The sequence below is a fragment of the Streptomyces sp. CA-243310 genome (assembly GCF_050936775.1).
Lineage (GTDB): Bacteria > Actinomycetota > Actinomycetes > Streptomycetales > Streptomycetaceae > Streptomyces.
Genome location: NZ_JBNJMF010000001.1, coordinates 2,420,509 through 2,432,882 on the forward strand (window position 1 = coordinate 2,420,509; position 12,374 = coordinate 2,432,882).

The window sequence follows — 12,374 nt, forward strand, 5'->3', positions numbered from 1 at the left end:
GGTATGACCCTTTCGGACGCGCCCACTGAGATCCCCGACGCCTTGCAGGTGCTCCACCGGGTCTTCGGTTACGACTCCTTCCGCGGCGAGCAGCAGCAGATCATCCAGCACGTCGTCGAAGGCGGCGACGCGCTCGTGCTGATGCCCACCGGCGGCGGCAAATCGCTCTGCTACCAGATCCCGGCGCTGGTCAGAGAGGGCACGGGCGTGGTGGTCTCGCCCCTGATCGCGCTCATGCAGGACCAGGTCGACGCCCTCCGGGCCCTCGGGGTGCGGGCCGGGTTCCTCAACTCCACCCAGGACGCGGACGAGCGCCGCGGCGTCGAGCGGGCCTTCCTCGCCGACGAGCTGGACCTGCTCTACCTGGCACCCGAGCGGCTGCGCACCGAGGGGACGCAGCGGCTCCTCGACCAGGGCAGGGTGTCGCTCTTCGCGATCGACGAGGCGCACTGCGTGGCCCAGTGGGGGCACGACTTCCGCCCCGACTACCTCGCCCTGTCGATGCTGCACGAGCGCTGGCCCAAGGTGCCGCGGATCGCGCTGACCGCGACGGCCACCGAGGCGACGCACGGCGAGATCGCGTCGCGGCTGGGGCTGGAGGAGGGCCGGCACTTCGTCGCGAGCTTCGACCGGCCGAACATCCAGTACCGGATCGTCCCCAAGAACAACCCGCTCCGGCAGCTGCTGGACCTGATCCGCGCCGAGCACCCCGGGGACGCGGGGGTCGTCTACTGCCTGTCGCGCGCCTCCGTGGAGAAGACGGCGGCGGCCCTGGTGGAGAACGGCATCGACGCCGTGGCCTACCACGCGGGCATGGACGCCCGCACCCGTGCGGCGAACCAGTCGCGGTTCCTGCGGGAGGACGGGGTCGTGGTCGTCGCCACCATCGCCTTCGGCATGGGCATCGACAAGCCGGACGTGCGGTTCGTGGCGCACCTGGACCTGCCGAAGTCCGTCGAGGGCTACTACCAGGAGACCGGCCGCGCCGGACGCGACGGCGAGCCGGCCACGGCCTGGCTGGCGTACGGCCTCCAGGACGTGGTCCAGCAGCGGAAGCTGATCGAGGGCTCCGAGGGCGACGACACGCGGCGCCGTTCGCTGGCCGCCCATCTGGACGCGATGCTGGCGTTGTGCGAGACCGTCGACTGCCGGCGCGTGCGGCTCCTGGCGTACTTCGGTCAGTCCGGCGAGCCCTGCGGCAACTGCGACACCTGTCTGACACCGGCCGAGTCGTGGGACGGGACGGTCGCCTCGCAGAAGCTGCTGTCCACGGTGTGGCGGCTGGCCAACGAGCGACGGCAGAAGTTCGGCGCCGGCCAGATCATCGACATCCTCCAGGGCAAGAAGACCGCGAAGGTCATCCAGTTCGACCACGACGGCCTCTCCGTGTTCGGGGTCGGCGCGGATCTCGGCACCGCCGAGTGGCGCGGGGTCGTACGGCAACTGCTCGCGATGGGACTGCTGGCCGTGGAGGGCGAGTACGGCACGCTGGTCCTCACCGAGGCCAGCGGCGAGGTGCTGGGCGGCCGGCGCACCGTCCCGTTGCGCAAGGAGAAGGCCGCGCCGGCCGGCGCGGGCCGCAAGGAGTCCGGGTCCCGTTCCGGGAAGGGCGCGCGCGTGCCCGTCGACCTGCCCGCGACCGCCGTACCGGTCTTCGAGGCGCTCCGCGCGTGGCGGGCCGAGACCGCGCGGGAGCAGGGCGTGCCGGCGTACGTCGTCTTCCACGACGCGACGCTGCGGGAGATCGCGACCCGGCTGCCCGGCACCGCCGGCGAGCTGGGGGAGATCAACGGCATCGGCGAGGCGAAGCTCACCAAGTACGCCGAGGGCATCCTGGCCACCCTGGCCGAATCGGGCGGTGCCCCGCCGGCGGTGCGGGACGCCCCGACCCCCGGAGCCCCCACCACCGGAGCCCCCACCACCGGAGCCCCGACCACCGGAGCCCCCGCGTCCGCCCACGCCCCGGCTTCGGCTCGGGACGGGTCGGAGCCGCCGCGCGACGAGGACGAGCCGCCCTCCGACATGGACGAGGCCGACGCACCCTGGGACGACTGGCACTAGGCCCGGTCGTCGAAGTCTCGCCTGGCCCGCGGCGCCACTTCGACGACGGGACCCAGGACGCGGCGGAGCGTCGGCTCCCCTGAACGGCCGCCCGGCCCGCCGTCGCCACTCGACGGCGGGCCGCGGTCGCGCGTGGCCGGATGGAACCCACGCCACGCGGCGGTGAGTTGTGCGTGTGGCATCATGTCCGCGTTGTCTGCCCGGGGATCACGAACCTCGGGCCGCGAGGGCGGCCGCCGAGTTTCGCCGGAGGACTGAGGATGAAGGTGCCTGGCTCTGCGTTACCGAACTCGGAGGACAGGCGACTCAGACGGCGACTCAAGAAGGTCCGCCGCGCCTGCGAGGAGATGCTCGCGGAGTGGGGCATGGGGCACGGCTGCGGGATCGAGGAACTCCACGGGTACCTCAGCGAACAGCGCGGGCGCCCCATCCACCTGGTTCCGACGACCTTCCCCGAACGCCATCTCCTCGGCATCTGGCTGAAGTTGGACGACTTCGACGTCGTCGCCTTCGAGAAGTCGGCCTCGCCCGCCCACAAGGAACACATCATCGCCCACGAGCTGGCCCACATCGCCTTCGCGCACCGGGGGTCCGTGCGGCTGGACGGTGTCGCATCCGGTCCGCTGTTCGCGGACGTCGACCCCGCGGCCGTCCAGGGCGCGCTCATGCGCTCCCGCTACAGCGACGGCGAGGAGCAGGAGGCCGAGACCATGGCCTCCCTCATCCTGGCCCGGGCCACGAAAAGGTGGGTCGAACAGGCCTGGGCCGTCCCGGAGGAGGCCGCCGACGTCCTCGCCCGCATCGAACGCGGCCTCGGGAAGCCGGACCAGCAGTGACCACCCTCTACACCGTCCTCGCCTGGGTCTGTGCCTTCGTCGGGCTCGCCGCGTTCGGCTACCGGCTCCCGGACCTGCTGCGCCGACGGCACGACGTCGCGCTGTGGGCGCTGTGCGTGTACTTCCTGTGCTCCGGCATCAGCTTCCTCGTCGACCTGGACCAACTCCGCCTGCACATCTCCGGCTTCTTCGGCCTGCCCAACGTCACCTCGCTCATCACGCAGGTCGCGGTGGTCGTCCTCACCGCCGCGCAACAGGTGGTGCTCGTCCACTGGTCGGCGCCCCCCGACCAGGCCCGACGGATGGCCCGACAGCGGGTCCTGTTCTTCGGCGCGGCGCTCGCCGTGCTCGTCGTCGCCTCCTTCGCGGTCGGCCCCGTGGCACAGTCCGAGACGGCGACGTCGACGATCCTGCTGAGCATCCAGGACGGCCGATACGCCCTGTACATGTTCTTCTACCTGCTGATCTGCGCGGTGGGGCAGGCGGAGACCGTGCGGCTCTCGCTGCGGTTCACCAAGGTCGCCAACCGGCAGTGGCTCGCGGCCGGCATGCGCACCGTCACCCTCGGCGCGAGCCTCATCCTGGTCTACTGCGTCACCCGGAGCATCCAGATCGCCGGCACCCGACTGGACTTCGACGGAGCGGCACTCGACCCCGTCCAGTGGACGTGCGGCAGCGTCGGGGCCCTGCTCCAGGTCACCGGATGGACCATCCCCTCCTGGGGGATCCACCTCACCCGCGTACGGGCCTGGGTCCGCAGCTATCGCGCGTACCTGTGCCTGCGCCCCCTGTGGGGCGCGCTCCACCAGGCCCTGCCCGACATCGCGTTGGCCCCGCCCCGGTCCTGGGCGCGCGACCTCCTCCCGCCCAGGGACCTGCACTACAGCCTCTACCGGCGCGTCATCGAGATACGCGACGGACAACTGATGCTGCGCACCTCGCTGTCCTACGACGAGTTCTCCCGGGTCGCCCGCTCCCTGGACCTCCCGGACGACCCGACCTCGCCCCTGGGCGAAGCCCTCCAGGTCCGGGCCGCCCTGAGCCGTTCCCCCGAGGAGAGGACGGAACAGGACGACGCGTCCGGGATCCCCGCGCGCCCGCCGTACGAGGACTTCCGCGACGAGGTGCAGTGGCTGACCGAGGTCGCCTCGTCGTTCACCGCCCTGGGCCAGGACGGCCGGTGGCCCGCCGCCCGGACCGGCGCGTCGTGACCCCGCCCGCCGCCCGCACCGTGGAACGCCTCGTGGCCCTGGACGCCGCGCACGGCGCGACGGCCGCGCTGCCCGCCGTACGCCGGGCCCTGCGGGACTTCCCCGAACTCTCGGGCGATCCCGCGCCCGCCCGCCGCCGGGACCTCGATCGGGTCGCCGCCGTGGCCGAACTGAGCGAGGTCGTCGGCTGGATCCTCTTCGACGCGGGGCTCCACCGGCAGGCGCACCGCGCCAACACGCGGGCCCTCACCCTCGCGGGGCTCTGCGGGGACCGCTGGACCGAACGGCTCACCCTGCTGAACCACAGCATGCTCCAGACGGCCGCCGGAGACCCCCGGGGCGCCCTGGAGACGGCGGCCCGGGTGACCGGTCCGCGCCCGCTGCCCGCCCGGGTGGACAGCCTCGTCCTGATCCGGCAGGCCCACGCGACCGCCCTGCTGGGCGGCCGGCGCGAGTCCCGCCGGCTGATCTCGCGGGCCCGCGGCCGGTTCCTCGACGGCCTGTCCCGGCACGACCCGCACTGGGCCTGGTGGATCGACGAGAGCGAACTGCTCGGCCACGAGGGCTGGGTCCTGGCCCGGCTGGGCGACTGGGACCGGGCCCTGCCCCTGCTGCACCGGGCGGCCACCGCCCCCGGGCCGTCCTACCGGCACCTCTTCCGCGCGGAGCTCCTCGCGGCCCTGGCCCGCGCCGGGGCCTGGACGGACGCGCTGGACCTCATCGCGGACCTGGCCCCGCGCGCCGCCGCCATCGGTTCCGTACGCACCACCCGGACCCTCGCGGGCGCCGCGACGGGGCTGCGCCGAGGACCGCGCGTCCCCGCGTCGCTCAAGGACGCGGCGACCCACCTCCTGGAGTGCCTGCCCGCACCGGTGACGCGGAGCGACCGCCGGGCCTGAGACCCCTCCTCCACCGCGTCACCGGGACTCTGCCCGGGCATCGACGCGACCCACTCACAGACAGGGATCCCATGCGTCACATCCGAATATCCATGCCCGCGGCGGCGGCCGTGCTCACGGCGGCCGTGCTCTTCTTCGCCGCCGGCAGCCCCGCGCTCGACACGGCCCCGCAGTCGCCCGCCGCCGCCTCGGTGGCGAACCAGGAACCGGCGCCCGGCAGCCGGGGCAGCGCCTACGTGTCCACCCACCTCTACTTCGGCACCGGCCGGCACAACGGCAACCCGCCGATCACCGAGGCGCAGTTCGACAAGTTCGTCACCGACGTGATCACCCCCCGCTTCCCGTCCGGCCTCACCCTCCAGGAGGCGCGCGGCCAGTGGAGGGACAAGGAGGGCGACATCAACCGGGAGAAGTCCTACGAGCTGACGGTCCTCTACCCGGTGGGCGAGGCCCGGGCGCGGGACGCCGACATCGAGTACATCCGCCGCCTCTACTGCAAGACCTGGGAGCTGGAGTCCGTCGGCCGCGCCGACGCCCTGGTCCGCGCCGACTTCTGACGGGCCCGGCCGCCCGACGGGCCTCGACCCGGGTCTCATCCCGGGTCCCGGCCGTCGCCGCCTGCCCCGGACGCCCGGTCGGGGCGCCCCGGGCCGGCGCGACCGCAGCGCCCCGGGGCGAGCCCTCGGCTAGGGTGATTCGGAAGGAAACAGGCCCACCAGCGACGAGGTCGGTGCGTTGGACACATACCGGTCGGCGAGCGAGGTGCCGGACCCGCCGGTGGCGACGGTCGGCTATGCGGGAGTGCTCCGCGAGCTGCTGCCGATCGCCCTGTGGCGGGAGGACGCCGACGGCCGCGTCGTGGAGTGGTCGCTGGCCGCGCAGGACCTGCTCGGCCACCGCCCCGAGGACATCCTCGGCCGGCCCGGCACCGCGGTCCTGGTCCCGGACGCCAACCGGGAGCTGGCCGACGACCTGACCCGGCGGGTGCAGGCGGGCGAGACCGTCGTCGGAACCCTTCCCGTGCGCCACCGGGACGGGCACCGCGTGACGATGGAGATGTGGATCGTGCCCGCCGCCGACCCGCAGGGCCGCACGGGCGCCATGCTCATCGCCGTGGAGACCTCCGAGGTCCTGCACATGCGGGACTCCCTCGTCGCCCTCCAGAGCCTCTTCACCCAGTCCCCGATAGGCCTCGCCACGCTCGGCCCCGACCTGCGGTTCCTGCGCGTCAACGACGCCCTGGCCCGCATGAACGGGGTCTCCGCGGCGGCGCACCTCGGCCGCCGCCTCACCGAGGTGGTCCCCGGGGTCAACGCGGTCGCCCTGGAAGCCACGATGCGGCAGGTCCTGGACGGGGGCACGGCCGTCGTCGACGTCCGGCGCACCGGCCGCACCCCCGCCGACCCGGACCACGACCGGACGTGGTCCTGCTCGTACGCCCCGCTGCTCGACGGGAGCGGTCGCAGGCTCGGCCTGATCGCCTCCCTCATCGACATCACCGAGGGCCAGCGGGCCCAACTGGAGGCCGAACGGGCGCGGACCCGCTTCGCCCTCCTCGCCGAGGCCGGCACCCGCATCGGCACCACCCTCGACCTCAACCAGACCGCCCGGGAGATCGTCGAGCTGCTCGTGCCCCAGCTCGCCGACTCGGCCGACGTACAGCTCCTGGAAGCCGTCCTCGACCCCGACGAGATGACCGGCGGGACCTCCACGCGCGGACTCCTGCGCAGACTGGCCGCCACCTTCCCCGACCCGACCGCGCCCACCGCGAAACTCGTCGCCGGGCAGACCTTCCAGATCCCGGTCGGGACGGTCTACGAGCGGGTCATCTCCGACGGCCGGCCCATGAACCTCTACCTCTCCGACATCCCGGCGCTGATCACCGACCCCCGCGCCGAGCCCCTGCGCGCCTACCTCTCCACCCTCGGGTCGGCGCGGCTGGTCCCGCTGGTCGCGCGCGGCAAGGTGCTCGGCGCCGTGGCCGTGACCCGGCTGCGCGAGCGCGAGCCCTTCGACGAACAGGACTGCGTGCTCGTCGACGAGCTGGTGGCCCGCGCCGCCCTCAACATCGACAACGCCCGCATGTACACCACACAGCGCCAGGCGGCGCTCACGCTCCAGCGCAGCCTCACCAACAGCGCCCTCCCCGAGGTCACCGGCCTCGAACTCACCGGCCGCTATCTGCCCGCCAGCGACCACGACGTGGGCGGTGACTGGTACGACGTCATCCAGCTGCCCAGCGGACGGACCGGCCTGGTCATCGGCGACGTGATGGGCCACGGGATCCACGCCGCGGCCGTCATGGGCCAGCTCCGCACCTCGGTGCGCACCCTCGCACGACACGACGTGCCGCCCGCCCTGATGCTCCGCTCCCTCGACGCGGTGGTCGCCGACCTGGGCGAGGACGAGATGGCCACCTGCGTGTACGCCGTCCACGACCCGGCCACCGGCGGCTGCGTGATCGCCCGCGCCGGCCACCCGCCGCCCGCCGTCGTCACCGCCGACGGTACGGTCACCTTCCTCGACGGACCGCCCGGAACCCCGCTGGGCACGGGCGGGCAGGACTTCCGCACCGAGGAGGTGTCGTTGCCCCCGGGGACCCTGCTGGCGCTGTACACCGACGGGCTCATCGAGTCCCGGGACCGCGACCTCGACCACGGCATGGAAAGGCTCGCCCGCGCCCTGGGGCAGGCGGCACGGCCCCTGGAACAGCTCTGCGACGGCATCCTGGACCTGCTGCCCGACGCCCCGCAGGACGACGTGGCCGTCCTGCTGGCCCGTACGGTGCGCACCCCGCCGGCCTGACCGGGCGCGACACCGTCACCAGGCCGGGCCGGCGCGACACCGTCACCAGGCCAGGCCCTCCAGCTCGTCCAGGTCCAGCGTGAGGGCCGCCAGCGGCTCCGCCGGGTTCCCGGTCAGCGGGAGTTCCGCCCAGATCACCTTTCCCCGCTCGGTGTACCGCGTGCCCCACCGCTCGGCGTACTGCGCGACGAGGAACAGCCCCCGACCGCCCTCGTCGGTGGTGGCCGCGTACCGCAGGTGCGGGGACGTGCTGCTGCCGTCGGACACCTCGATGATCAGAGTCCGGTCGCGGAGCAGCCGCACCCCGACGGGCGCGCTCCCGTAGCGGATGGCGTTGGTGATCAGCTCGCTGAGGATCAGCTCCGCCGTGAAGGCGATCTCCTCCAGGCCCCAGGCGGCGATCTGCGCCGAGCCCGCGTTGCGCACCCGCGAGACCGCCGCCGTGTCGTCGGGCACGTCCCATTCCGCGATCCGCCCGGCGTCCAGCCGCCTGGTGTCGGCGATCAGGAGGGCGATGTCGTCGTTCGGCGCCGGGAACAGCAGCGCCGCCAGCACGTCGGCGCACGCCTGGTCGGGAGTGCGTCCGGGCCGTGCCAGGGTTTCGCCGAGCAGCCCCAGACCGGTGTCGAAGTCCCGGTCGCGGTCCTCCAGCAGGCCGTCGGTGAAGAGCGCCAGCCGGCTTCCCTCGGGCAGCATCAGCTCGGTGGTCTCGAAGGGCATCCCGCCCACGCCCAGTGGCAGCCCGGTCGGCAGCTCCGGGAACTCCACGCGGCCGTCGGGGTGGACCAGCGCCGGCCCGGGATGCCCGGCGCTCGCCAACGTGCAGCGCCCCGACACCGGGTCGTAGACCGCGTACAGGCAGGTGGCGCCGGTGACCCCGGCCGCCTCGTCGACGGGCTCGCCGTCCTCCGCGTCGAGGTCGCTCTCGTGGCGGTCGATCCGGTCGATCAGCTCGTCGAGGTGTCCGAGCAGCTCGTCGGGCGGCATGTCCAGGGTGGAGAAGTTGTGGACCGCGGTGCGCAGGCGTCCCATGGTCGCCGCCGCGTGCACCCCGTGCCCGACCACGTCGCCCACGACCAGGGCCACCCGAGTCCCCGCCAGCGGGATCACGTCGAACCAGTCCCCGCCCACCCCGGCCTTCGCGGGCAGGTAGCGGAACGCGACGTCCACGGCGGTCAGGTCGGGCAGCACCCGGGGGAGCAGGCTGCGCTGGAGCGTCACGGCGGTGGCGTGCTCGCGCGTGTAGCGGCGGGCGTTGTCGATGGACACCGCGGCCCGTGCGCCGAGTTCCTCGGCGAACGAGAGGTCCTCCTCGTCGAAGGCATCGGGGGTGTCGGCCCGCCAGAAATTGGCCATTCCGAGGACCACCCCGCGGGCCTGGAGCGGTACGGAGATCAGCGAGTGCAGCCCGTACTCCAGCGCGATCCGGGTCCCCTCGGCGTCCTGGGCCCGCCAGCCGAAGGCGGTGCGCAGATCGGAGGCGAGCACCGCGCTCCCCGCCGCCAGGGCCGCCGCCATCGGCGCCGTGGGCACGACGAACCGGATGACCTCCCCGACCGGCTGGAGGGGCTGGTCCGTGCGGACCCCCGACATGGCCGCCCGACGCATCTCGGTGTACGTCCCGGTGGGGACCGAGGGCTCCTCGCCGTGCAGTACCGGTTCCAACAGCTCGACGGTCACGAAGTCCGCGAACCGGGGGACGGCCACCTCCGACAGTTCCTCCGCGGTCCGCGTCACGTCCAGGGTCGTACCGATCCGCACCCCGGCGTCGTACAGCATCTGCAGCCGGTCCCGGGCCACCTCCGCCCGGCCGGAGAGCGCGGCGAGTTCGGTGGAGTCCCGCAGGGTCACCACGCTGCCCGAGGGACGCCCCGCGTCCGGCCTGGTGCGCCGGACGTTCACCGCGAGCAGACGGTCACCCGCCGGGTGGACCTCGTCCGTCACCACCCGCCCCGATGTCAGCAGGGCCGAGGTACGGGGGTCCAGCCCGAGGTCTTCCACATGCTGTTGCTCGGCATCGGCGGGCAGGCCCAACAGCCGGCGGGCCTCGTCGTTGGCGAGCTGCAGCCGGTGGTCGGCGCCGATGATCAGCACGCCCTCGCGCACGGCGTGCAGCACCGCCTCGTGGTGCTCGTTCATCCGCGCCATGTCGGCGGGGCCCAGGCCGCTGGTCTGGCGCCGCAGTCGGCGGCTGACGAGAGCGGCTCCGCCGGTGCCGAGCAGCAGCGCGCCCGCGGCTGCGCCGAGCAGCAGCGGGAGCTGGTTCTCGACCGCGTCACCGACGTTCTGGACCTCGATGCCGGTGGCGACGAGGGCGACGACGGTGCCGCTCGCGTCCCGCACCGGGACCACGGCGCGCACCGCGTTGCTCGGGGCGCCCTTGAAGGTCTCGGTGAAGGACTCGCCCCGGACGGCGCGATCGAGGTCGCCGGTGGCCCGCCGGCCGATCAGCTCGGGCCGGGAGTCGGTGTAGCGCACCCCGTCGGTCTTCAGCACGGAGATGAAGTCCAGCCCGGAGGCCTTGCGGGCGCCCTCCGCGAGAGGCTGGAGCACGGCGGTCGGATCGGAACTCTTGAGCGCTGCGGGCAGGCCGGGCGCGCGCGCGAAGGACTCGGCGGCCGCCAGCGAGCGGTTGCGGGCGTCCTGCCCGCTGTCGTACCGGGCCTGGAACACCAGCGCCAGTGCCGCCGCGGCGATCACCATCAGCACGATCACGGCCTGCAAAGCGAACACCTGACCGGCGACGCTGCCCGGGGCCAGGGAGAGACGCGCGAGCAGGCCTGGTGGGTGGCCCGCCGGCGGTGATCCCCGGGATCGACCCGAACGTCCGGTCATGAGCCATTTCTAACACTGTCGCCGCGGTTTGGGAGTGGCGGCGGCCTCCGCGCGGTACGCACGCGGACTCATGCCGACGTGCGCCGTGAACCGTTGGCGGAAGTTCACCTCGCCGGAGAACCCGGCGCGCCGGGCCACCTCGGACACCGGGTGGTCGGTGCGTTCCAGCAGTTTGCGGGCCTCGTCCAGGCGGTGGTGGAGGAGCCACTTGTGCGGGGTGGTGCCCGTGCCTGCCGCGAAGTGCCGGGCGAAGGAGCGGGGAGACATGCCGGCCCAGCGCGCCAGCGTGGCGACGTCCAGGGGCTCGTGCAGATGGCGCAGGGCCCGTTCCCGCACGGCGGCCAGCGCCTCGGCGGTACGGTCCCCCGCGGGCGTGGGCCGGTCCAGGTACTGGGCGTGGTCCCCGGTGCGGAAGGGCCCCGTCACCATGGACCGGGCGATGGCCGCGGCGACCTCCGAACCGTGCGCCTCCCGGACCAGGTGCAGGCACAGGTCGATGCCGGAGGCCACCCCGGCGGACGTCCAGATGCCCGAGTCCTCCACGAAGAGGGGGGCGTCCTCGACCAGCACCCCGGGATGGCGCTCGGCCAACCGGGGGGCGAGCCACCAGTGGGTCACGGCCCTGCGCCCCTCCAACAGTCCGGCCTCGGCGAGGATGAACGCACCGGCACAGAGCGAGGCCACCGGCACACCCCGCGCGTGGGCCTCCCGCAGGGCCGCCAACACGGGCTCGGGGGTCGGGTCGCAGGGCTCGGACAGCGCCGGTACGACGACCAGGTCGGCGCGGGCCAGCCAATCCAGTCCCCGGTCGGGCGTCAGCGTCAGCCCGCCGGGCAGGGTGATCGGCCCGGTGTCCAGGGCGCAGCGCCGCAGCTCGAAGTGCGGGACGCCGGCGCGGCTGCGGTCGGGACCCCAGACCTCGGTGATGACGGCCAGGTCGAAGGCGCGGATGCCGGGCTGACAGACGATCGCGATCCGGTGCATGACTGCCATGGTGGCAGGATCCCATCGGTTCGGGTCCGCGGTGCTCCTGTCGGGTCCGGTCCCCGCCGCACAGGATGGGGCCATGACGACGCACGAGAACCCGAACCCGAACGACCCCGCGATCGAGATCGCCGACAACACCGCCCTGGTGGTCGTCGACGTCCAGCGCGGTTTCGACGACGCGTCCTTCTGGGGCCCGCGGAACAACCCGGAGGCCGAGGCCAACATCGCCGCCCTGATGGACGCCTGGCAGGAGACGGGCCGCCCCCTGGTCCTGGTCCGGCACACCTCGGTCGTCCCCGGTTCCGTCCTGGCCGAGGACCACCCCGGCCACGCGTTCAAGGACTTCGTCCGGGACCGCCGGGACACGGCAGCCCTGCTGGTCACCAAGACGGTGAACTCCTCGTTCCACGGCACCCCGGACCTGGCGCGCTGGCTCGGGGCCCAGGGCATCGGCGGGATCGTCGTCGTCGGGATCCAGACCAACATGTGCGTCGAGACCACCGCCCGGGTGGGCGGCAACCTCGGCTACGAGGTACTCGTCCCCCTCGACGCCACGCACACCTTCGATCTCGAGGGCCCGGACGGCCTGGCCCTGACCGCCGACGCGTTGGCCACCGCCACGGCCGTCAACCTCCACGGCGGCGGATTCGCCCGCGTGACCACCACCGCCCGGCTCCTCTCCGCGGTCCGGGGCGCGGTCACCGCGTAGCCCGGGCATGGGCGGGTCCCGGGTCGGTGGG

Annotated in this window: 9 protein-coding genes; 7 read left to right on the forward strand and 2 right to left on the reverse strand. The window is 73.5% G+C overall.

All coding sequences use genetic code 11. From position 1 onward, the window contains the following. Window positions 1-3 precede the first annotated feature (3 nt). The 6 genes from recQ (at window position 4) to ACQEVM_RS11030 (ending at window position 7,812) form a co-directional block, all read left to right on the forward strand. A complete protein-coding gene (gene recQ / locus ACQEVM_RS11005) occupies window positions 4-2,061 on the forward strand; it encodes a DNA helicase RecQ (RefSeq protein ID WP_433077411.1) in 2,058 nt (685 codons plus the stop codon). Window positions 2,062-2,327: 266 nt separating this feature from the next. Next, entirely contained in the window at window positions 2,328-2,897 is a 570-nt protein-coding gene (locus ACQEVM_RS11010) for a toxin (protein WP_433077413.1), read from the forward strand. Then, window positions 2,894-4,108, forward strand: coding sequence for an MAB_1171c family putative transporter (locus ACQEVM_RS11015; RefSeq protein WP_433077415.1), 1,215 nt, complete (start codon window positions 2,894-2,896; stop codon window positions 4,106-4,108). The genes ACQEVM_RS11010 and ACQEVM_RS11015 overlap by 4 nt, the downstream gene beginning before the upstream one ends. Continuing rightward, window positions 4,078-5,007, forward strand: coding sequence for a DNA-binding protein (locus tag ACQEVM_RS11020; protein ID WP_433077417.1), 930 nt, complete (start codon window positions 4,078-4,080; stop codon window positions 5,005-5,007). The genes ACQEVM_RS11015 and ACQEVM_RS11020 overlap by 31 nt, the downstream gene beginning before the upstream one ends. A 71-nt stretch (window positions 5,008-5,078) precedes the next feature. Further along, the gene (locus tag ACQEVM_RS11025; protein WP_433077419.1) at window positions 5,079-5,564 is read left to right on the forward strand and encodes a DUF3574 domain-containing protein; all 486 of its coding nucleotides are present in this window, start codon (window positions 5,079-5,081) and stop codon (window positions 5,562-5,564) included. A gap of 178 nt (window positions 5,565-5,742) precedes the next feature. Next, complete coding sequence (locus ACQEVM_RS11030) at window positions 5,743-7,812, forward strand: SpoIIE family protein phosphatase (protein ID WP_433077421.1); 2,070 nt, start codon at window positions 5,743-5,745, stop codon at window positions 7,810-7,812. A gap of 42 nt (window positions 7,813-7,854) precedes the next feature. On the opposite strand, the gene ACQEVM_RS11035 is transcribed toward ACQEVM_RS11030, so the two are convergent. Further along, window positions 7,855-10,647, reverse strand: a complete 2,793-nt coding sequence (locus tag ACQEVM_RS11035) for a SpoIIE family protein phosphatase (protein WP_433077423.1) — start codon at window positions 10,645-10,647, stop codon at window positions 7,855-7,857. A gap of 9 nt (window positions 10,648-10,656) precedes the next feature. Next, complete coding sequence (locus ACQEVM_RS11040; protein ID WP_433077425.1) at window positions 10,657-11,640, reverse strand: GlxA family transcriptional regulator; 984 nt, start codon at window positions 11,638-11,640, stop codon at window positions 10,657-10,659. 73 nt (window positions 11,641-11,713) lie between these two features. Between ACQEVM_RS11040 and ACQEVM_RS11045 the strand changes: the two genes are divergently transcribed. Next, complete coding sequence (locus ACQEVM_RS11045; RefSeq protein WP_433077427.1) at window positions 11,714-12,343, forward strand: isochorismatase family protein; 630 nt, start codon at window positions 11,714-11,716, stop codon at window positions 12,341-12,343. The last annotated feature ends 31 nt before the right edge of the window (window positions 12,344-12,374 follow it).